18 protein-coding genes and 1 tRNA gene are annotated in these 21,908 nt (G+C 65.4%); 6 read left to right on the top strand and 13 right to left on the bottom strand.

Annotated features, from left to right (window positions below):
* Positions 1-45: 45 nt before the first annotated feature.
* The 12 genes from typA to AC3WPZ_RS17945 form a co-directional block, all read right to left on the bottom strand.
* Entirely contained in the window at positions 46-1,872 is a 1,827-nt protein-coding gene (gene typA, locus AC3WPZ_RS18000) for a translational GTPase TypA (RefSeq protein ID WP_382157572.1), read from the bottom strand.
* Positions 1,869-2,864, bottom strand: coding sequence for a tRNA pseudouridine(55) synthase TruB (gene truB, locus AC3WPZ_RS17995; RefSeq protein ID WP_444686661.1), 996 nt, complete (start codon positions 2,862-2,864; stop codon positions 1,869-1,871). Before truB ends, typA begins: the two co-directional genes overlap by 4 nt.
* A 2-nt stretch (positions 2,865-2,866) precedes the next feature.
* Positions 2,867-3,238 (bottom strand): 30S ribosome-binding factor RbfA, encoded by a 372-nt coding sequence (gene rbfA, locus AC3WPZ_RS17990; protein ID WP_291115695.1) that lies wholly within the window; start codon positions 3,236-3,238, stop codon positions 2,867-2,869.
* Between the two features lie 3 nt (positions 3,239-3,241).
* The gene (gene infB, locus AC3WPZ_RS17985; protein WP_444686662.1) at positions 3,242-6,109 is read right to left on the bottom strand and encodes a translation initiation factor IF-2; all 2,868 of its coding nucleotides are present in this window, start codon (positions 6,107-6,109) and stop codon (positions 3,242-3,244) included.
* 31 nt (positions 6,110-6,140) lie between these two features.
* The gene (gene nusA, locus AC3WPZ_RS17980) at positions 6,141-7,640 is read right to left on the bottom strand and encodes a transcription termination factor NusA (protein ID WP_382157565.1); all 1,500 of its coding nucleotides are present in this window, start codon (positions 7,638-7,640) and stop codon (positions 6,141-6,143) included.
* A 51-nt stretch (positions 7,641-7,691) separates the two neighbouring features.
* A complete protein-coding gene (rimP, locus tag AC3WPZ_RS17975; RefSeq protein ID WP_382325096.1) occupies positions 7,692-8,291 on the bottom strand; it encodes a ribosome maturation factor RimP in 600 nt (199 codons plus the stop codon).
* 147 nt (positions 8,292-8,438) lie between these two features.
* Positions 8,439-8,660: a DUF2788 domain-containing protein gene (locus AC3WPZ_RS17970; RefSeq protein WP_291115707.1), complete on the bottom strand. Its 222-nt coding sequence runs from the start codon at positions 8,658-8,660 to the stop codon at positions 8,439-8,441.
* A 3-nt stretch (positions 8,661-8,663) separates the two neighbouring features.
* A complete protein-coding gene (locus AC3WPZ_RS17965; RefSeq protein WP_444686663.1) occupies positions 8,664-9,407 on the bottom strand; it encodes a DUF2189 domain-containing protein in 744 nt (247 codons plus the stop codon).
* 77 nt (positions 9,408-9,484) lie between these two features.
* Positions 9,485-11,092: an ABC transporter ATP-binding protein gene (locus AC3WPZ_RS17960; protein WP_444686664.1), complete on the bottom strand. Its 1,608-nt coding sequence runs from the start codon at positions 11,090-11,092 to the stop codon at positions 9,485-9,487.
* Positions 11,089-12,123 (bottom strand): ABC transporter permease, encoded by a 1,035-nt coding sequence (locus tag AC3WPZ_RS17955; protein ID WP_382157559.1) that lies wholly within the window; start codon positions 12,121-12,123, stop codon positions 11,089-11,091. Before AC3WPZ_RS17955 ends, AC3WPZ_RS17960 begins: the two co-directional genes overlap by 4 nt.
* A complete protein-coding gene (locus tag AC3WPZ_RS17950) occupies positions 12,123-13,154 on the bottom strand; it encodes a microcin C ABC transporter permease YejB (protein WP_382157557.1) in 1,032 nt (343 codons plus the stop codon). The genes AC3WPZ_RS17955 and AC3WPZ_RS17950 overlap by 1 nt, the downstream gene beginning before the upstream one ends.
* A gap of 17 nt (positions 13,155-13,171) precedes the next feature.
* Positions 13,172-15,007, bottom strand: coding sequence for an extracellular solute-binding protein (locus AC3WPZ_RS17945; protein WP_444686665.1), 1,836 nt, complete (start codon positions 15,005-15,007; stop codon positions 13,172-13,174).
* A gap of 38 nt (positions 15,008-15,045) precedes the next feature.
* Between AC3WPZ_RS17945 and fabI the strand changes: the two genes are divergently transcribed.
* A complete protein-coding gene (gene fabI / locus AC3WPZ_RS17940) occupies positions 15,046-15,843 on the top strand; it encodes an enoyl-ACP reductase FabI (protein WP_291115724.1) in 798 nt (265 codons plus the stop codon).
* A gap of 64 nt (positions 15,844-15,907) precedes the next feature.
* Here the strand turns inward: fabI and AC3WPZ_RS17935 are convergent, their stop codons facing one another.
* Positions 15,908-18,184, bottom strand: a complete 2,277-nt coding sequence (locus AC3WPZ_RS17935; protein WP_382157553.1) for an Orn/Lys/Arg family decarboxylase — start codon at positions 18,182-18,184, stop codon at positions 15,908-15,910.
* A gap of 221 nt (positions 18,185-18,405) precedes the next feature.
* On the opposite strand from AC3WPZ_RS17935, the gene AC3WPZ_RS17930 reads away from it, so the two are divergent.
* From AC3WPZ_RS17930 to AC3WPZ_RS17910, 5 genes are all read left to right on the top strand, one after another.
* Positions 18,406-18,831, top strand: coding sequence for an NfeD family protein (locus AC3WPZ_RS17930; RefSeq protein ID WP_291115730.1), 426 nt, complete (start codon positions 18,406-18,408; stop codon positions 18,829-18,831).
* 59 nt (positions 18,832-18,890) lie between these two features.
* The gene (locus AC3WPZ_RS17925; protein ID WP_382325108.1) at positions 18,891-19,811 is read left to right on the top strand and encodes an SPFH domain-containing protein; all 921 of its coding nucleotides are present in this window, start codon (positions 18,891-18,893) and stop codon (positions 19,809-19,811) included.
* A gap of 32 nt (positions 19,812-19,843) precedes the next feature.
* Positions 19,844-20,236 carry a DUF2237 family protein gene (locus AC3WPZ_RS17920; RefSeq protein ID WP_444686666.1) on the top strand — a complete coding sequence of 131 codons (393 nt, stop codon included), beginning with the start codon at positions 19,844-19,846 and terminating at the stop codon, positions 20,234-20,236.
* Positions 20,237-20,268: 32 nt separating this feature from the next.
* Positions 20,269-20,358, top strand: a tRNA-Ser gene (locus AC3WPZ_RS17915).
* 188 nt (positions 20,359-20,546) lie between these two features.
* The gene (locus AC3WPZ_RS17910; RefSeq protein WP_492440819.1) at positions 20,547-21,803 is read left to right on the top strand and encodes a tyrosine-type recombinase/integrase; all 1,257 of its coding nucleotides are present in this window, start codon (positions 20,547-20,549) and stop codon (positions 21,801-21,803) included.
* The last annotated feature ends 105 nt before the right edge of the window (positions 21,804-21,908 follow it).

Here is a 21,908-nt window from a genome sequence, read left to right as displayed (position 1 = left end):
GTAAAAAAGGCCGCGTCCCGGGAGACAACGGCCTGTGCGGAGCGATCAGCCTTCGCGGCTGGCGCGCTTGCGGTCGTGCTCCTTCAGGTGGCGCTTGCGCAGGCGGATGCTCTTGGGCGTGATCTCCACCAGCTCGTCGTCCTCGATGAACTCCACGCCGTACTCCAGCGTGCACTCGATGGGCGGCGTGATCTTGATCGCGTCTTCCTTGCCGCTGACACGGAAGTTGGTCAGCTGCTTGGTGCGCGTGGCATTCACCACCAGGTCGTTGTCGCGGTTGTGGATGCCGACGATCATGCCTTCGTACACCGGGTCGCCAGCGCGCACGAACATGCGGCCGCGGTCGTCCAGCTTGCCCAGGGCGTAGGTGAAGATTTCACCGTCGTCCATGGAGATCAGCACGCCGTTCTTGCGGCTGGCGATGTCGCCCTTGTGCGGCTCGTAGCCGTCGAAGATGTTGGCGATCAGGCCCGAACCGCGCGTCAGGTTCAGGAACTCGTTGGTGAAACCGATCAGGCCACGGGCCGGGATGCGGTACTCCAGGCGCACGCGGCCGCGGCCATCGGGTTCCATGTTCACCAGCTCGCCCTTGCGCTCGCCCAGGGCCTGCATCACGCCGCCCTGGTGCTGCTCTTCGATGTCGGCCGTCACCATTTCGATCGGCTCGTGGCGCTCGCCGTTGATCTCGCGGAACACCACGCGCGGCTTGGACACGGCCAGTTCGTAGCCTTCGCGGCGCATGTTCTCCAGCAGGATGGTCAGGTGCAGTTCGCCCCGGCCCATCACTTCGAAAATGCCGTCTTCGCTGGTTTCCTTGACGCGCAGCGCGACGTTGCTTTGCAGTTCCTTCTGCAGGCGGTCCCAGACCTGGCGGCTGGTCACGTACTTGCCTTCGCGGCCGGCCAGCGGGCTGGTGTTGACGCAGAAGTTCATGGTCAGCGTCGGCTCGTCGATCTTGAGCATGGGCAGCGGCGCCGGGTTGAGCGGGTCGGTGATGGTCACGCCGATGCCGATGTCGGCAATGCCGTTGATCAGCACGATGTCGCCCGGGCCGGCTTCGGTCACCTGCACGCGGTCCAGACCCTGGAAGGTCAGCACCTGGTTGACGCGGCCCTTGATGGTCTTGCCATCGGGGCCTTCCATCACCGCCACGTCCATGCCGGGCTTGACGATACCGGCGCTGACGCGGCCCACGCCGATGCGGCCCACGAAGGTCGAGAAGTCGAGTGCGGAAATCTGCAGCTGCAGCGGTGCGCTCGGGTCACCCTTCTGCGACGGCACGTGCTTGAGCACGGTGTTGAACAGGGCCGACATGTCCGGGCCCCACTGCTCGCCGGGCGCGCCCTCGACCAGCGAGGTCCAGCCGTTGATGCCCGAGGCGTAGACCACGGGGAAGTCGAGCTGCTCGTCGTTGGCGCCCAGTTTGTCGAACAGGTCGAAGGCGGCGTTGATCACCTTGTCGGGGTTGGCACCCGGCTTGTCCACCTTGTTGACCACCACGATGGGCTTGAGGCCCAGGGCCAGCGCTTTCTTGGTCACGAAGCGCGTCTGCGGCATCGGGCCTTCCTGCGCGTCGATCAGCAGCACCACACCGTCCACCATGGACAGGGCGCGCTCCACCTCACCACCGAAGTCCGCGTGGCCGGGGGTGTCGACGATGTTGATGTGCGTGCCTTCCCAGCTCACCGCGCAGTTCTTGGCCAGGATGGTGATGCCGCGCTCGCGCTCGATGGCGTTGTTGTCCATCACCGTGTCGACCACCTTCTCGTGCTCGGCGAAGGTGCCCGACTGGCGCAGCAGTTGGTCCACCATGGTGGTCTTGCCATGGTCAACGTGGGCAATGATGGCGATGTTGCGGATTTGTTTGCTCATGATGTGAGTTCCGGTGAGGTTTCCAGGATTTGCTGTATTTCGGAGGGGCTCAGCAGTCGCCCCGGGATCAACTCCCCGGCCTGGGTGTGGGCACTGCCCAGCAGCACGGAAGATGGGAGGGAGGATGGGTCGGAAGTCGTGTGGGGCAAGGGACCGAAGACCGCCACGCGGGCGCTGTCAGCCCACCCGCCCCGGCGGCGCACGCCGCTGAGAAAGCGCCCGGCATCGTCGGCGCCGAGCGTGACAGGGTCATGACCTTCCAGCAGGGACTGCACCGGCAGCAGCCGCGCCAGCCGGTCCTCTTCGCTCAAGGCTTCCAGCGCATCCAGTGCGATGCACTGCGAGACGTCAAATGGGCCGGTGGCGATGCGCCGCAGCGCGATGAGATGGCCGCCGCAACCCAGGGCTTCGCCAATGTCTTCACCCAAGGTGCGGATGTAGGTGCCCTTGCTGCAGCGCACCCGCAGGCGCAATTGCGGGGCCTCGCCCTGCAGCTGCATGTCCAGCAGCTCCAGATCGTGGATGACGACGTGGCGCGCTTCGCGCTCCACCGTCTCGCCGTCCCGCGCGTACTCGTAGAGCGCCTTGCCATCCTTCTTCAAGGCACTGTGCATGGGCGGCACCTGGGCAATGGGGCCGGTGAAGCGGTCGAGCACCTCGACCACCTGCCCCACCGTGCAGGTCACCTCGCGCGACTCGATGACGTCGCCCTCGGCATCGCCGGTGCGGGTCTTCACGCCCAGGCGCACGGTGGTCTCGTAGGTCTTGTCCGCGTCCAGGTGGATCTGGCTGAATTTGGTGGCGGCACCGAAACACAGCGGCAACACCCCGCTGGCCAGCGGGTCGAGCGTGCCGGTGTGGCCCGCTTTTTCCGCGCGCAGCAACCACTTGGCCTTCTGCAAAGCCTGGTTGCTGGAGAGACCCAGCGGTTTGTCGAGCAGCAGCACCCCATGCACAGGGCGCCGCTGCACCCGTGTGCGTGGCGCGTGCATGCTCATTCTTCCTTTGAACGAGAAGAAACGGCCTTGGAAATCAAGGCGTTCATGTCGGCCGCGCGCTCGGTGGTGCGGTCGAACACGAAATGCAGCGTCGGCACGGTGTGGATGTGCAGGCGCTTGAACAGGCCATTGCGCAGGAAACCGGCCGCCGCGTTGAGGCCTTGCAGGGTCTCATCGGGGTTGCCGGTCAACAGGCTGAAGAACACCTTGGCGTGCGCGTAGTCGGGCGTGACCTCCACCGCATTGATCGTGACCATGCCCACCCGCGGGTCCTTGAGCTCGCGCGCGATCAGCTCGGCCAGATCCCGCTGGATCTGGTCGGCCACGCGGAAACCGCGGTTGGGGGTGGATGATGCTTTGCGGGGCATGGTTTACAGCGTGCGAGCCACTTCCTTGACTTCGAAGAATTCGAGCTGGTCGCCTTCCTTGATGTCGTTGTAGTTCTTCAGCTTGATACCGCACTCGAAGCCTTCCTTGACTTCGCGCACATCGTCCTTGAGGCGCTTGAGCGTGTCGATCTCGCCGGTGTAGACCACCACGTTGTCGCGCAGCAGGCGGAAATGCGCGCTGCGGGTGACCATGCCGGAAGTGACCATACAGCCAGCGACCGTGCCGATCTTGGAGGCCACGAACACGGTGCGGATCTCGGCCGAGCCGATGACCTCTTCGCGCTTCTCGGGCGCCAGCATGCCGGACATGGCCGCCTTCAGATCGTCCACGGCGTCGTAGATGATGTTGTAGTAGCGCAGGTCCACGTCGTTGCCTTCGGCCAGCTTGCGCGCGCCCACGTCGGCACGCACGTTGAAGCCGATGATCACCGCCTTGGAGGCGATGGCCAGGTTGACGTCCGATTCGCTGATGCCACCGACCCCGGCGAACACCAGCTGCACCTTGACCTCTTCGGTCGAGAGCTTGAGCAGCGAGGCCGACAGCGCTTCCTGCGAACCCTGCACATCGGCCTTGACGATGATGGGCAGCAGCTTGACCTCGCCCGCCGTCATGTCGGAGAACATGTTCTCCAGCTTGGCGGCCTGTTGCTTGGCCAGCTTGGTGTTGCGGAACTTGCCGGCGCGGTAGGTGGCGATTTCGCGCGCACGGCGCTCGTCGGTCATCACCATGAAGTCGTCGCCAGCCTGAGGCACTTCGGACAGGCCCTGGATTTCGACCGGAATCGACGGGCCGGCCGCCTTGATGGGCTTGCCGTTCTCGTCGAGCATGGCGCGCACGCGGCCCGAGGTCTGACCGACCAGGATCACGTCGCCGGTCTTGAGCGTGCCGCTCTGCACCAGCACCGTGGCCACCGCGCCGCGGCCCTTGTCCAGGCGCGCTTCGATCACCAGGCCCTTGGCCATGGTGTCCACCGGCGCCTTGAGCTCCAGCACTTCAGCCTGCAACAGCACCTGTTCAAGCAGCGCGTCCACGCCAGCACCGGTCTTGGCCGACACGCCCACGAACGGGGTGTCACCGCCAAACTCTTCCGGCACCACTTCTTCGGCGATCAGTTCCGAGCGCACCTTCTCGAGGTTGATGCCCGGCTTGTCGATCTTGGTCAAGGCCACGACCATCGGCACACCCGCCGCTTTCGCGTGCTTGATGGCTTCCTTGGTCTGCGGCATGACGCCGTCGTCGGCCGCGCAGACCAGGATCACGATGTCGGTGGCCTGGGCACCACGGGCACGCATGGCGGTGAACGCCTCGTGGCCCGGGGTGTCGAGGAACGAGATCATGCCGCGCTCGGTTTCCACGTGGTACGCACCAATGTGCTGCGTGATACCGCCGGCTTCGCCCGCAGCCACCTTCGCACGGCGGATGTAGTCGAGCAGCGAGGTCTTGCCGTGGTCGACGTGGCCCATGACGGTGACCACCGGCGCGCGAGGCAAGGCCTCGGCGTCCTGTTGCGTGGCTTCCTCGTCGGTGAAGGCCTCTGGATCGTCCAACGCGGCCACGACGGCCTTGTGACCCAGCTCTTCCACCACGATCATGGCGGTGTCCTGATCCAGCGGCTGGTTGATGGTGACCATCTGGCCCAGCTTCATCAACTGCTTGATGACCTCGGACGACTTCAGGCTCATCTTGTGCGCGAGCTCGGCCACGGTGATGGTCTCGGGCACGTGCACTTCGATCACCTTGAACTCGGTCGGTGCCACGAAGCTGCTCTGGCCGGCATCGCGCGAATCGCGGTCGTTGCGACGGCCACGCGGGCCGCCACGCCAGTTGGAACGCCCGGCGCTGGTGTCGCCACGGGTCTTGATTTCCTTCTTCTTGGCCGCGTCGTCCTTCCAGGTGGAGGACAGGTTCTCGGACTTGACTTCCTTCTTGCCCGCGGCACCGCCCGGAGCGGCCGCCGTGGCGCCGGCCGTGGCGGGTGCCTTGCCCGGCGTGCCGGCTGGCTTGTGCAGCGTGCCCTTGATGCCCGCCTTCGGGTCGGCGACAGGCGCCGGCTCCGGCTTCTTGGCCACCAGGGTCCTGGCGGGAGCGGACATCATCGCGCGGATGTTCGCGGCTTCGGCCTCGGCCTTGCGGCGGCGCTCCAGCAAGTCTTGTGCGCGCAGTTCCTCGGCCTTCTTGGCCTCGGCGTTCTTGTCGGCCAGCACGCGGGCAGCGGACTCGCGCTCCAGCGAAGCCGTCTTGGCCTGGGCGTCCTTGCTCGCCTTGGCGGCGGCAGCCTCGTCCACCGACACCGGCGCGGCGGCCTCGGCGGCGACGCGCGCGGCCGCCTCAGCGGCTTCGGCCGCGGCGGCACGCTCCTGCTCGGCCTTGGCCTGGCGGGCTTCCTCGGCCTCGCGGGCCTGGCGCTTCTGCGTCAGTTCTTCTTCCTGGCGGCGCAGCAACTCGGCCTGGCGGCGCGCGTCTTCCTCGCGCCGGGCCAGTTCCTCGGTGTCGATCGCGGGTGCGGCCGGCGCGGCTTCGGCCACGGCCTCGGGCACCGCGACCTCGTCGTCGCGCTTGATGAAGGTGCGCTTCTTGCGCACTTCCACCTGGATGGTGCGGGCGCGCCCGGTCGCATCGGCCTGCTTGATCTCGGAGGTCGATTTCTTGACGAGGGTGATCTTCTTGCGTTCACCGCCCGCCGTGCCGTGGCTGGCCTTGAGGTGGCCGAGCAGCGACTGCTTGTCGGATTCGGTGACCGCATCGGTCCCGGAAGTCTTGGGCACTCCGGCTGCTGTGAGTTGCTCCAGCAGGACGGAAGTGGGCTTGTTCAGCTCGGCAGCCAATTCGGCGACGGTGGTACTGGTCATGGGTTCTTTTCTCCGCTGGGGCCTCCGCTGGTCAGTTCGTGGATTGCGCTTCGTCACCGGTGAACCAGTGCGCGCGTGCCAGCATGATCAGCGCCGTGGCCTCTTCAGGCGTCTGTGCGGTGATGTCGGTGAGTTCGTCGGTGGCCAGGTCGGCCAGCTCGTCGCGGGTGTGAACACCGGCGTCGGCCAACTTGGCGATCAGCTCGGGCGTCACGCCTTCGAGGTCGCGCAGGTCCTGCGAGACTTCCTCGACGCTTTCTTCCCGCGCGATTTCCATCGTCAGCAGGGCGTCCTTGGCGCGCGTGCGCAACTCGTTGACGGTGTCTTCGTCGAAAGATTCGATCTCAAGCATTTCCTGCAGCGGCACGTAGGCCACTTCCTCGAGGCTGGTGAAACCTTCCTCGATCAGGATGTCGGCAATTTCCTGGTCCACGTCCAGCTTGGCCATGAACACCTTGCGAATGCCGTCGGCCTCTTCGGCCTGCTTTTGCGCCGATTCGTCGGCGGTCATGATGTTGATGCGCCAGCCGGTCAGTTCCGAAGCCAGGCGCACGTTCTGGCCGCCACGGCCGATCGCGATCGCGAGGTTTTCCTCGTCGACCACCACGTCCATCGCGTGGCGCTCTTCGTCCACCACGATGGAGACCACGTTGGCCGGGGCCAGCGCGCCGATCACGAACTGCGCCGGGTCTTCCGACCACAGCACGATGTCCACGCGCTCGCCGGCGAGCTCGTTGGTCACGCCGTTGACGCGCGAACCGCGCACACCGACGCAGGTGCCGATGGGGTCGATGCGCTTGTCGAAGCTGTGCACGGCGATCTTGGCGCGCGAACCCGGGTCGCGGGCGCAGGTCTTGATCTCCAGCAGGCCTTGCTCGATCTCGGGCACTTCCTGGCGGAAGAGCTCGATCATGAAGGAAGGTGCCGAGCGCGACAGCAGGATGGGCGCGCCGCGCAGCGTCAGGTCCACTTCCATGATCATGGCGCGCACGCGGTCGCCGGTGCGGAAGTTTTCCTTGGGGATCATCTCGCCGCGCTTGAGGCGGCCTTCAACCCGGCCGCTCTCGACGATCAGGTCGCCCTTGTCCATGCGCTTGACGGTGCCCACGAAGATCTTGTCGCCGCGCGACATGAAGTCGTTGAGCAGCATCTCGCGCTCGGCGTCGCGGATCTTCTGCAGGATCACCTGCTTGGCGGCCATTGCGCCGATGCGTCCGATCGGCACGCTTTCCACCGGCTTCTCGATGTAGTCGCCCTCCTCGATGTCGGCGAGTTCATCGCGCGCATCGCTGAGCATTTCTTCGGCATCCGGGTTCTGCAGGCCGGCCTCATCGGGCACGACCAGCCAGCGGCGGAAAGTTTCGTAGGCGCCGGTGTCCGGGTCCATCGCGACGCGGATGTCGACATCGCCTTTGTAGAGTTTCTTGGTGGCCGAGGCCAGTGCGAGCTCCACGGCGCCGAGCACCACGTCGCGCTCGACGTTCTTCTCGCGGGAGATCGCATCGATCAGCATCAACATTTCGCGGTTCATTTCACTCGCCCACCTTTCCGAATAGCTTTTCCGTAATCACAACGTTTTCTCTCATTCATCGCCCGGCGCAGCGGCCGCGCCAGGGGCCTGCCGGCCCTTGAAATTCACGATCGGCGCGAGCCGCGCCTGCTGGACATCCGCCAGCCCAAAAGCCAGGGCCTGCAGCGGCACGGGCGCGCGCTTCTTGCTCACGCGCTGCCCCGGCTTGGGTTCGGGCGCATCGCTCCAGACCACCTGCCACTGCACACCGTCGTCGGCACGTTCGAGCGTGCCGCGAAATTTCTTGCGGTTCGCCGCCACATCGGTCCCCGTGGCGCCGATCGGCGCCTTCAGGGTCAGGTCCACCACGTGGCCTTCAAACCGCACGTAATCGATCTCGCGCTTAAGCGGGCGATCGATGCCCGGCGAGCCCACTTCGAGGCGCCGGTACTCCAGACCTTCCACTTCCAGCAGGTACTGCAGCTGGCGCGTGACCTTCTCGCAATCTTCCACCGTCACAAAGCGCTCGGCGGGCATCGGCTGCCCCTCCACGGGCGCCTGCCAGGGCCAGTCGATCGTCACGCGCAACAGACCGCCAGCGGAGCGTTCGAGTTCCACCAGGTCAAAGCCCAGTCCGGTGACGGTCTGCTCTACGGTGTCTTGCCAAGCCATTGCGTGTGGTGTCTGCCCAGGGTTCGCCCCCCCGGCGGTCCGTGGGGCCAAAAGCGTTCGGCCAAAAAAAATGGGCCGGTAGTTACCCGCCCATTTGGTCGTGAAGCCAGCATTGTAACGCTTCTGTGCGCTATCTGGCAACCTCGCTCAGATGCCCAGCACCCATTGGATGAGGTTCTTGGCCAGAAAGCCCAACATGCCGAAAGAAAGCACCAGGAAGAGGACAAAAGTACCAAATTTCCCCGCCTTGGACTCGCGCGCGAGGTTGAGCACGATGAACAGCATGTAGAGGATGAAGGCACCGACACCGAAGGTCAGCCCGAACTGCGCGATCTGGCCCTCGGTGAAGCCCAGGACGGTGGCTTCCATCGCTCAGCCCTGCCCGTCCCCGGCGGTCAGATCGCGGTAGGCGTGCCAGCTGGCGTGGCCCATCAGTGGAATGAGCACGATCAGGCCCAGCAGGCCCGACGCCATGCCCAGGCCGGCGAGCAGCGCGATGCACACCGCCCACAGCGTGGCCGGGCCCGGGTGGCTGGCCACGGCGCGCCAGCTGCGGAACACCGCCGCGCTCACCGCCACCGGCCGATCCACCAGCATGGGCAGCGCCACCAGGGTGGACGCGAAGACCGGGGCGGCCAGCAGCGCGCCCAGCAGCAGCCAGACCTCGAACAGGCCGATCTCGCGCACCAGCACCACGTGGCGCAGAAAATCCATCGGCTTGTGAATAGGCACGGGCGACCACAGGGTGATCAGCGCCGCCGAAGTCAGCACCCAGCCGGTGCCCGCCAGCCCCAGCAGCAGACCAAAGCGCACCAGCCGGGCGTCGCCCGAGCGCCAGAGCGCCCACACCTCGGCCATGCCGATGCGCTGCCCGCGTTCCAGCCCCCGGCTGACCGCGTACAGGCCGGTGGCCAGGATGGGCGCGACGATGAGAAAACCCGAGAAGGCGCCGGCCAGCAGCCAGAAGCGATCGCGCGCGATCCACAGCAGCCAGGCGCCGAAGGCGGTGACCAGCAGGCCATGCACCAGACCCGGCACGGGGTTGCGACAGAGGTCGGCCCAGCCCGCCGCCACCCAGCGCGCGGGCGAGGTAAGCGTGACTGGCGACGAAGGCATGCGATCCACATCCATTGAGCGCGTTATAGCCTCAGCGCCCGCGCCAGCGACTGACGCAGATCAAGAACGGTGTGGGTTCAGGCGGCGGCCTGCACCAGTGCGCGCGTGTAGGGGTGCTCGGGCGCCTGCAGGACCCGGTCCACCGGCCCATGCTCCACCACCACACCGTCCTTCATCACCATCACGTCGTGCGCCATGGCGTGGATCACGTCCACGTCGTGCGTGATCAGCAGGTAGCTCAGGCCCCGCTCTCGCTGCAGGCGCTGCAGCAGCGACAGCACCTGCTTCTGCACCGTCACGTCGAGTGCGCTGGTGGGCTCGTCGAGCACCAGCAGTTGCGGATCGACGATCAAGGCACGGGCGATCGCCAGCCGCTGCCGCTGACCGCCCGAGAACTCGTGCGGGTACCGCTGCAGCCAGTCGCTGCCGTGCTCGGGGTCGTCAACCAGTCCTACGTCGGCCAGCGCGGTCACCACCCGCTCGCGCCGCTGAGCCACCGACAGCCCTGGCTGGTGCACCTGCAGGCCCTCGCCCACGATCTGCTCGACGGTCAGGCGCGGCGAGAGCGAGGAAAACGGGTCCTGGAACACCACCTGGACGCGCTGGCGCAGGGCGCGGTCCCGGCCGGCCTTTTTCGCCTGCGTCCAGTCGGTGCCATCGATCTGCAGGCTGCCCTGGTGCGGCAGCAGGCCGAGCGCTGCCAGCGCCAGGGTGGACTTGCCCGAGCCGGACTCGCCGATCACACCCAGCGTCTGCCCCGGGGCGATCACCATGTCGGCGCCGTGCACCGCCACGAACTCGCCCTTTCTGAACCACCCCTTGAAACCTGGCAGCCGCACGGGATAGCTCACGCGCAGACGCTGGGACTTCAACACAGGCGCCGCATCGGCCCGCACCACCGGCTCGGCCACGTCGCGCTCGGGCTTGCTGGCCAGCAGCTTGCGCGTGTAGGGGTGCTGGGGCGCGGCGAACACGTCGCCCACCCCGCCCTGCTCCACCAGGTGGCCACGTTCCATCACGGCCACGCGGTCGGCGAAGCGGCGCACGAGGTTCAGGTCGTGCGTGATCAGCAGCACCGCCATGCCGTGCTGCCGCTGCAGGTCCGCGAGCAGGTCGAGGATCTGCACGCGCAGGGTCACGTCCAGCGCGGTGGTGGGTTCGTCGGCCAGCAGGAGCTTGGGCGCGCTGGCCAGGGCCATGGCGATCATCGCGCGCTGGCGCTGGCCGCCGCTGAGCTGGTGCGGAAAGGCGTTGGCGCGGCGCGCCGGCTCGGGAATGCCGGTGGAGGCCAGCAGCTCGTGGGACGCCACCACCGCCTGGCGGAGCGAGAGTCCCTTCTTGAGCTGCAGCACCTCGCGGATCTGATCGCCCACGGTGTAGAGCGGGTTGAGCGCGCTCATCGGCTCCTGGAACACGACCGCCACCTCGTCGCCCCGAACGCCACGCAGCTGGCGCTCGGTCATGGCGAGCAGGTCCTTGCCCTGCAGCAGCGCACGGCCGGACACGTCCGCGTTGTGCACCAGTCGCAGCAGCGAGAGCGCCGACACCGTCTTGCCCGAACCCGATTCGCCCACCAGCGCGAGCTTCTCGCCGGCCCGGATCGAGAAATCGATGCCATGCACGACCTCCTGGCCGGCGAACGCCACGCGCAGATCCCTGACTTCGAGCAGCATGGGCGCCGTCATTTGTCGGCCTTTCGGGGGTCCAGCGCGTCGCGCAGCGCATCGCCCATGAAGGTGAGCAGCAGCAGCGTGATCACCAGCACGGCGAACGTGGAAAGGGAAATCCACCAGGCGTCGATGCTGTTCTTGCCCTGGCTGAGCAACTCGCCCAGTGACGGCGTGCCCGGCGGCACCCCCAGGCCGAGGAAGTCCAGCGAGGTCAGCGCCAGGATGGCCGCGCTCATGCGGAACGGCAGGAAGGTGACCACGGGCGTCAGGCTGTTGGGCAGCACGTGGCGCCAGATGATCTGCCCGTTCGACAGGCCCATGGCGCGCGCCGCGCGCACGTAGTCGAGCTGGCGGTTGCGCAGGAATTCGGCGCGCACGTAGTCGGACAGGCCCATCCAGCCGAACAGGCTGAGCAGGATCAGCAGCAAGCCCAGGCTGGGCGAGAACACAGCCGAGAAAATGATGAGCAAATAGAGCTCCGGCATGGAGCTCCAGATCTCGATGAAGCGCTGGAAGGCCAGGTCGGTCTTGCCGCCAAAGAAGCCCTGGATCGCGCCGGTGATGACGCCCAGCACCACGCCGATGGCGGTGAGCGCCAGCGCGAACAGCACGCTCACGCGAAAGCCGTAGATCAGTTGCGCCAGCAGGTCGCGGCCCCGGTCGTCGGTGCCCAGCCAGTTGTCCCACGTGGGCGCCGACGGATTGGGCGATTTGGCGAAGTAGTTGATGGTCTGCGCACCATAGGGGTTGGGTGCGTAGAGGGCCCAGTTGTCGCCCCGGGTGATCTGCTCGCGGATGAAGGGGTCGAGGTAGTCGGTGGGCGTCTCGAAGTCGCCCCCGAAGACGGTCTCCGCATGGTCCTGCACCACCGGGAAATAGGTCTTGCCCTCGTAGCGCACGATCAGCGGCCGGTCGTTGGACAGCACCTCGGCGAAGAGGCTGGCCACCACCAGCGCACAGAAAATCACCAGGCTCCAGTAGCCGAGCCGGTTGCGCTTGAAGCGCAGCCAGGCGCGCCGGCTGGGGCTCATGGACACCGTGGCCATCAGTCGAACTTCACGCGGGGGTCCACCCACACGTAGCAAAGGTCGGAGATCAGCTTGGTGACCAGTCCGATCAGGGTGAACAGGAACAGCGTGCCCATGACGACCGGGTAGTCGCGCCGGATCACGCTCTCGTAGCTCAGCAGACCCAGGCCATCCAGCGAGAACAGGGTTTCAATGAGCAGCGCCCCCGTGAAGAAGGCGCCGATGAAGGCCGCCGGAAAACCGGTGACGATGGGGATGAGCGCGTTGCGGAACACGTGTTTCCACAACACCTGCCGCTCCGACAGCCCCTTGGCCAGCGCCGTCATCACGTACTGTTTGCGGATTTCCTCCAGGAAGGCGTTCTTCGTCAGCATGGACGTGACGGCGAAGCTGCCCAGCACCATGGCCGTGACGGGCAGCGTGATGTGCCAGAGGTAGTCGATGATGCGCGCGCCCCAGCTCAGCTCTTCCCAGTTGGCGGAGGTAAGCCCACGCAACGGGAACCACTGCAGCTGCCCGCCGAAGATCACCAGCAGCGCGACGCCCAGCACGAAGCCCGGAATGGCATAGCCCACGAGCACGAGCAAGGTGCTGACCAGATCGAAGCGCGTGCCGGCCCGCACGGCCTTGGCCACGCCCAGCGGCACGGCCACGCCGTAGCTGATGAGAAAGGTCCACAAACCCAGGCTGATGGACACCGGCAGCTTCTCGGCAATGAGCTGGCTCACCGGCTTGTTCTGGAAGAAGCTGTTGCCCAGGTCGAAGCGCGCGAAACGGCCCAGCATCTCGACGAACCGCGTGTGCGCGGGTTTGTCGAAACCGTAGAGCGCCTTGATCTGTTCCAGGCGCTGCGGGTCCACGCCCTGCGCGCCCCGGTAGGTCATGCCGCTGCCCTCCGCGCCGCCGGGCCCGCCCGCCGCGCGCGCGTCGGCCAGGTACTGTTCCACCGGGCCACCGGGCACGAACTGGATCACCACAAACGTCAGCAGCAGCACGCCGAACAACGTGGGCAGCATGAGCAGCAGGCGTTTGAGGATGTAAGACAACATAGGGCGTCAGCGGAAGGTCATTTTCTGGCCCACCAGGTGGTCATGGCCCAGGTCTCGGCCTGGGTGTAGGGCGGCATGCTGGCCGGCTTGTCCAGCCGCGTGGCGTTGTAGGCCATGCGGTGTTCGTTGACCGTCCATTGCGGGATCAGGTAGTGGCTGTGCGCGATCACGCGCTCCAGCGCATGGCAGGCCGGCAGCAGCTCGGCCTTGGTCCGGGAACTGGTCATGCGGCGCAACAGGGCATCGACCGCCGGGCTCTTGACGCCCGCGAAATTGCCCGAGCTCGGCATGTCCGCCGCCTTGCTGCCGAAGATCTCGACGTACTCCTGCCCCGGGTTGTTGGTGCCGGGAAAGGCGATCGAAATCATCTCGTACTCGAAACGATCGACCCGTTGCTGGTAGAGGGCGTAGTCCACGGAACGGAAGTTCAGGCGAATGCCCAATTTCTCCAGGTTGCGGATCCACGGGCCGACAGTGCGCACGCCGCCCTCGCGGCTGTCCAGGTACTCCAGCACCATGGGCTCGCCCTTGGCATTGCGCAGCGCGCCGTCGCGCACCTCCCAGCCCGCCTCGCTCAGGAGGGTGCGGGCCTTGCGCAGGTTCGCCCGCAGCGAGGAGTCCCCATCGGTGCGCGGGGGCACGGTCATGGGGCCGAAGACCGCGTCAGGCACCTTGCCGCGCCAGGGCTCCAGCAGCGCCAGTTCCTCCGCCGTGGGCAGGCCCGTGGTTTCGCAATCGGTGTTGCCGAACAAGCCATTCACACGGTGGTACGAGCTGTAGAACATCTGGCGGTTCATCCACTCGTAGTCAATGGCCAGGCCCAGCGCCTCGCGCACCCGCACATCGGCCAGCTTGGGGTTGCGCGTGTTGAGCACGTAGCTCTGGAAACCCGAGGGCAGCCGATGGGCGAATTCGCCCTTGACCAGCTCACCGCTGTCAAAGCGGCGCCCGTTCACGCGGCGGGCCCAGTCTCCCGCGGAAAACACCTGCAGCAGGTCGTATTCGCCGGCCTTGAAGCCCTCGAGGCGGGCCGTGTTGTCCTTGTAGATCTTGACCGTGATGCGGTCGAAGTTGTCCGTGCCGCGCTTGACGTTGAGATCGCGGGCCCAGTAGTTCGGGTCGCGCACGTAGATGATGTCGCGCCCGAACACCACAGGGCCGATCTTGTAGCGCCCGCTGCCGATCGGCACGTCCATGACCACCTGATCGAACGGCTTGGCCTTGCCGTCCACCACGCCCCACTTGCGGCTGAAGACGGGAATGGTGCCCACCGTCAGCGGCAGTTCGCGGTTCGGCCGCTTGAAGCGGAAGCGCACCGTGCGTTCGTCGATCACGTCCAGCCCCGCCACCTCCTCCAGCAGCGTCTTGTAGGCCGGCATGGTCTGCGGGCTCATCAGCGTGTCGTAGCTGTGGCGCACGTCGGCGGCCAGCACGGGGTCGCCGTTGTGAAAGCGCGCCTCGGCACGCAGCTTGAACGTGGCCGACAGGCCATCGTCGGCCACCGAGACATCGCTGGCAAGCAGCCCGTAGGCCGACGCGGTCTCGTCCAGCGAGGGTGTGAGCAAGGTGTCGAACACCAAGGCGGCGAGGTAGGCCGGTGCCGAACCCCGGATGGTGAACGGGTTGTACTTGTCGAAGGTGGACACCCGCTGGTTGCTCACCAGCCGCAGCTCGCCACCCTGCGGCGCGTTCGGGTTCACGTAGTCGAAGTTCGTGAAACCCGCCGGGTACTTCAGGTCGCCCCACAGCGCATAGCCATGGGCCGCCCAACTGGCCGGGCTCCACGCCACCAGGGCCACGGCCGCGCACAGCGTCGCGAGACGGCTGTGGAGGCAAGGGGCGGAACGACGCATGAGACAATTCTGAAGGATTTTTCTCTGGAGACTGAAAAATGGGTTTTCTCGCTGGCAAGAAACTGCTGATCACGGGCGTGCTGTCCAACCGATCCATCGCCTACGGCATTGCCAAGGCCTGCCACCAACAAGGCGCCGAGCTGGCGTTCAGCTACGTCGGTGACCGTTTCAAGGACCGCATCACCGAGTTCGCGGCCGACTTCGATTCCAAGCTCATCTTCGATTGCGACGTGAGCGACGACGCCCAGATCGACAAGATGTTCGCCGACCTGTCGCAGGCCTGGCCCAAGTTCGACGGCTTCGTGCACAGCATCGGCTTCGCCCCGCGCGAGGCCATCACCGGCGACTTCCTCGAAGGCCTCTCGCGCGAAGCCTTCCGCATCGCTCACGACATCAGCGCCTACAGCTTCCCCGGCATGGCCAAGGCGGCCCTGCCCTACCTGAACGACAAGGCCTCGCTGCTCACGCTGAGCTACATGGGCGCGATCCGCGCGGTGCCCAACTACAACACCATGGGCCTGGCCAAGGCCAGTCTGGAAGCATCCGTGCGCTACCTCGCCGAATCGCTCGGCCCCAAGGGCATGCGCGTCAACGGCATCAGCGCCGGCCCGATCAAGACGCTGGCGGCCAGCGGCATCAAGGACTTCGGCAAGCTGCTCAACCTGGTGGCCTCCGCCGCGCCGATCCGCCGCAACATCACCATCGAGGAAGTGGGCAACGTGGCCGCGTTCCTGCTGTCCGACCTCGCCTCGGGCGTGTCGGCCGAGATCACCTACGTGGACGGCGGCTACGCCCAGACCACGGGCGTGAGCCGTGACAGCCAGGCCATGCTCTGATATGGAAAACGCCCCACGCCACTGACGTGGCCGGGGCGCCTTGCGGCACGGAGGCCCGCAGGCCTCAGGCCTTCACGCAGTCCGCGAAATAGCTCTTGCGGCCGTCGTCGCCCACCACTTCCACCAGGCCGTGGATGTCGGTCTCGAAGCCCGGGCACTGCAGGTTGAACTCGCGCGCGAACTTCAGGTAGTCCACGATCTTCTTGTTGAACACCTCACCCGGGATCAACAACGGGATGCCCGGTGGGTACGGCGTCACCAGGCTGGTCGTGATGCGGCCTTCCAGCGCGTCGATCGGCACCCGCTCGGTGGTGCGTTGCGCGATGTGCGCGAAGGCATCGGTGGGCTTCATCGCCGGCGTGAGGTCGCTCAAATACATCTCGGTCGTGAGGCGCGCGATGTCGTAGCGGGCGTACAGCTCGTGCACGTGCTGGCACAGGTCGCGCAGGCCCATCTGTTCGTAGCGCGGGTGCTTCTGGCAGAACTCCGGCAGGATGCGCCACATCGGCTGGTTCTTGGCGTAGTCGTCCTTGAACTGCTGCAGCGCCGTCAGCAGCGTGTTCCAGCGGCCCTTGGTGATGCCGATGGTGAACATGATGAAGAAGCTGTACAGGCCCGTCTTCTCCACCACCACGCCGTGCTCGGCCAGGAACTTGGTGACGATGGACGCCGGAATGCCGTTGGTTTCGAAACGGCCGTCCAGGTTCAGGCCCGGGGTGACGATGGTCGCCTTGATCGGGTCCAGCATGTTGAAGCCAGGCGCCATGTCGCCAAAGCCGTGCCAGTCCTTCTCGCTGAAAGACACGTCCTTCTGCTTGAGCACCCAGTCGCCGGTCTCGCCCATGCCTTCGTCGGCCAGGTCGTCCGGCCCCCAGACCTTGAACCACCAGTCGTCCTCACCGAACTCGGCTTCCACCTTGCGCATGGCGCGGCGGAAATCGAGCGCTTCGAAGATGCTCTCTTCCACCAGCGCACGGCCGCCGGGTGGCTCCATCATGGCCGCGGCCACGTCGCAGCTCGCGATGATCGCGTACTGCGGGCTGGTGCTGGTGTGCATCAGGTAGGCCTCGTTGAAGAGGTGGCGGTCCAGCTTGACGTTCTGCGAATCCTGCACCAGCACGTGGCTGGCCTGGCTGATGCCGGCGAGCAGCTTGTGGATGGACTGCGTCGCGTACACCACCGACTCCATCGGCCGCGCGCGCTTTTTGCCCATGGCGTGGAAGTTGCCGTAGAACGGGTGGAAGGCCGCGTGCGGCAGCCAGGCTTCGTCGAAATGCAGGTTGGCCACGTAGCCGTCCAGCATCTGCTTGATGGCCTCGGTGTTGTAGAGCACGCCGTCGTAGGTGGACTGCGTCAGCGTGAGCACGCGCGGCTTCACGGTGGCGGCGTCCACGCCGGCCAGCAGCGGGTTGGCACGGATCTTGGCCTGGATCGCCTCGATCTCGAACTCGCTCTGCGGGATCGGGCCGATGATGCCGTAATGGTTGCGCGTGGGCTTGAGGAAGACGGGGATCGCGCCCGTCATGATGATGCTGTGCAGGATGGACTTGTGGCAATTGCGGTCCACCACCACCACGTCACCAGGCGCTACCGTGTGGTGCCACACCATCTTGTTGGAGGTGGACGTGCCATTGGTGACAAAGAAGCAGTGGTCGGCATTGAAGATGCGCGCCGCATTGCGCTCGCTCGCGCCGATCGCGCCGTTGTGGTCCAGCAGCTGGCCCAGCTCCTCCACCGCGTTGCACACGTCGGCGCGCAGCATGTTCTCGCCGAAGAACTGGTGGAACATCTGGCCCACGGGGCTCTTCAGGAAGGCCACGCCACCCGAGTGCCCCGGGCAGTGCCACGAATAGGAACCGTCTTCCGCGTAGTCCAGCAAGGCCTTGAAGAACGGCGGCTGGATGCCTTCGAGGTAGCTCTTGGCCTCGCGGATGATGTGGCGCGCCACGAACTCCGGCGTGTCCTCGAACATGTGGATGAAGCCATGCAGCTCGCGCAGCACGTCGTTGGGCAGGTGCCGGCTGGTCTTGGTCTCGCCGTAGATGTAGATCGGCACGTCGGCGTTCTTGCGGCGCACCTCGTCGATGAAGCTGCGCAGGTTCAGCACCACGGGGTCGATGTCGTCGCCGTGGCTGAACTCCTCGTCGTCGATCGACAGGATGAAGGCACTCGCCCGGCTCTGCTGCTGCGCGAACTGGCTCATGTCGCCATAGCTCGTCACGCCCACCACCTCGAAGCCTTCGACTTCGATGGCCTGTGCCAGCGCGCGGATGCCCAGGCCCGAAGTGTTCTCCGAGCGGAAGTCCTCATCGATGATGACGATGGGAAAGCGGAATTTCATGTGAGATTCTCCAGCCGTGTTCAGCCGGCTACGGGGGAAGGGCACCATCGGCGGGGACCCCAACGGTGGCAAAGCAGGCGCGAAGTGTACGGAAATCGCGTGTCTCCCTGCGGAACGCGCCGGCCTTTTGTCGCAGAATGTGGCGCAAGCCAGACATTCCTTCTGGCCAGACCCTTGGGCCGCGCCCGGGTTCCCTTGCCATTCTGAAGACAGGAGTATTCATGTCGGACTCAACCGTGTGGTGGCTGCTGGCCGGCGCCGCCGTCGCGCTGGAGCTTTTCACCGGCACCTTTTACCTGCTGATGCTCGCCGTGGGCCTGGCCGCGGGCGCGCTCGCGGCACACGCCGGCCTGGGCACCACCGCGCAGCTGATCGCGGCGGCGGTAGTGGGTTCGGCCGCCGTGGTGGGCTGGTACTTCATCAAGAAACGCGGTGCCGGCGACCCCTCGGTGCGCGCCATGCGCAGCGTCAACCTCGACATCGGCGAGGTGCTGCAGATCGACGAATGGCACGCCGACGGCACCGCGAGCGTGAAATACCGTGGCGCGCAATGGACCGTGATCCAGCGCCCGGGCAACCCGCCCACCCCAGGCGCCTACCGCGTGGCCGAGCTCGTGGGCAACCGCCTGCTGGTCGACAAGGTCTGAGCGCGAACACGCATGCGCTACCCTCGCCCCTCCTGAAACCTTTCTGAGAAGCCATTGCCATGGAAATTGCCATCCTCCTCTTCATCATCGCCGTCATCTTCATCACACGGTCCATCAAGGTCGTGCCGCAGCAGAACGCGTGGGTGGTGGAGCGCCTGGGCAAGTACCACTCTTCGCTCGCGCCGGGCCTGAACTTCCTGGTGCCCTTCGTCGACAAGGTGGCCTACAAGCACAGCCTGAAGGAAATTCCGCTGGACGTGCCCAGCCAGGTCTGCATCACGCGCGACAACACCCAGCTGCAAGTGGACGGCATCCTGTACTTCCAGGTCACCGACCCGATGCGCGCGAGCTACGGCTCGTCCAACTACATCGTGGCCGTGACCCAGCTGGCACAGACCTCGCTGCGCTCGGTCATCGGCAAGCTGGAACTCGACAAGACCTTCGAAGAGCGCGACGTGATCAATGCGCAGGTGGTCTCGGCCATCGACGAAGCCGCGCTGAACTGGGGCGTGAAGGTGCTGCGCTACGAAATCAAGGACCTCACGCCGCCCGAGGCCATCCTGCGCGCCATGCAGTCGCAGATCACCGCCGAGCGTGAGAAGCGCGCCCTGATCGCGGCCTCCGAAGGCCGCCGCCAGGAACAGATCAACATCGCCACCGGCGAGCGCGAAGCCTTCATTGCCCGCTCCGAAGGCGAAAAGCAGGCCGAGATCAACAACGCCCAAGGTGAAGCCGCCGCCATCCTCGCGGTGGCCGAGGCCAACGCCGAAGCCATTCGCAAGGTGGCCGAAGCCATCCGCCAGCCGGGCGGCCAGGAAGCCGTGCAGCTCAAGGTGGCCGAGAAAGCCGTGGAGGCCTACGGCAAGGTCGCCGCCGACGCCACCACCACGCTCATCGTGCCCAGCAACATGACCGAGGTGTCGGCGCTGATCACCTCGGCCATGAAGATGGTGGGTGTTGGCGGCAAGACCAACGCCTGACGCAACGCCAGCCTCACCACGGAGCAGCCACCATGACCTTGTCGCGCAACGTGCTGGGCGGTCCGCTGGTGCCCTGCTCTTACGACCCGCTCACCGGTTTCTACCGCGACGGCTGCTGCGAGACCGACGCCGAAGACCATGGCACGCACGTGGTGTGCGCCCGTGTCACGGCGGCGTTTCTCGAGTTCTCGCGAGAGCACGGCAACGACCTGAGCACCCCGCGCCCGCAATGGCGCTTCGCCGGCCTCAAGCCCGGCGACCGCTGGTGCCTCTGCGTGCAGCGCTGGCTGGAGGCCCTGCGCGCGGGCGTCGCCCCGCCCGTGGTGCTGGACAGCACCCACGCGGCGGCGCTGGAACACGTGTCACTGGAAGTGCTGCAACAACACGCCTGGCACAAGACGGCGGACGGCAGCCCGGCGGGATGAGCGAAATCGCCTGCTACAATCGCAGGCTTCGCGGAGAGGTGGATGAGTGGTTTAAGTCGCACGCCTGGAAAGCGTGTGTGGGCTAATCCCCACCGCGGGTTCGAATCCCGCCCTCTCCGCCAGTTATGAGTTTGAAGACGTCCAGCAACGTTCAAAACACCCCCTCAAAAGCCCTGCAAGTCCTTGATTTGCAGGGCTTTTTGTTTTCTAACGTCCAAACACGTTCGTTGACATCCAGGATTTTTTGTTGGTATGGTGTGTGGTATTTCGGTACCACCGTGTTGGTATCTCATCTACCAACAGACGCTCCATGGCCCTCACCGACACCGCCCTTCGATCCAGTAAACCGCGCGAGACGCTCTACAAGTTGTCAGACGGCCGCGGGCTGCAGTGTCATGTGACCACCCAAGGTTCCAAGCTCTGGCGGTGGGCATATCGTTTCGACGGTAAGCAGAAAATCATGGCATTGGGCTCATACCCAGACGTCTCGCTTGCGCAGGCGCGTGATCGATCAGACCAGGCGCGAAAGCTACTCGCCACCGGAATCGATCCCATGGCCCAGCGCAAAGCCACGAAGATCGCGCGACGCTTGGCGGTAGAAGACACGTTCGCGGCCATCGCGAAAAAGTGGTGGGAGAGTTGGAAGGCTGCTCGAAGCGAAAGTCATACCGTGTACGTCTGGCGCCGCCTTGAAGCCGACGTGTTTCCTGCGATCGGCAGCCGTCCTATCGCAGATATTGAAGTGCCTGAACTTGTTCTGATGATGAAAAAGATCGAGGAACGCGGCGCTCTGGACATCGCGAAACGTGCACTGCAGACGTGCTCTCAGATCTTTCGCTACGCCATCGCTCACGGAGTTGCCAAGCGAAATCCCGCCGCAGAAATCCGGCCAAGCGACGTGCTCGCCTCGCGCAAGAAGGAGCACTACGCCCGCGTGGACGCCAAAGAACTCCCGCAGTTGCTGCGCAAGATTGAGGTCTACAACGGGAGCACGATCACACGAACCGCAATCAAGTTAATGGCCATGACTTTTGTGCGCACCAAGGAACTGATAGGTGCACAGTGGTCAGAGTTTGATCTGGACGCAGCCCGCTGGGACATTCCGGCCGAGCGCATGAAGATGAAGACACCGCACATCGTGCCGCTATCCATCCAAGCCATCACGCTGCTGCGAAGTCTTCACACTCTCACGGGGCACAGCTTGCTGTTGTTTCCAGGTGAGCGCGATCATGAAAAGCCCATGTCCAACAACACCATCCTGATGGCACTGGACAGAATGGGCTACAAGCACCGAATGACCGGCCACGGCTTTCGGGGCATCGCCTCAACGCTCCTGCACGAGCAAGGGTGGCCACATGAGCATATCGAGCTCCAGCTGGCCCATCAAGAGCGTAATCAGGTGAGCGCCTCCTACAACCATGCACTCTATTTGCAGCCACGCGCGCAGATGATGCAAGCATGGTCTGATCATTTGGATGCTCAAATTTCGGGCAATGTGGTTGCCCTTCGAAGGCAGCACGCGAACTCGGAGAGCCAGCCTGTGGCTCGTGACGGCAGAAAACTCTAAGACGGAAGTAGACCGCGTACCCGCTTCGTGGGCTGCTGCCGGTTCCGTTGACACCGACCTAAGCTTCTTGAGCTTTCTCGAACTGTACGGGACTGAGATACCCGA

This window comes from Hydrogenophaga sp. FW305-3-2-15-A-LB1 (assembly GCF_058787875.1).
This window is presented reverse-complemented; position numbering and strand designations above follow the sequence as displayed.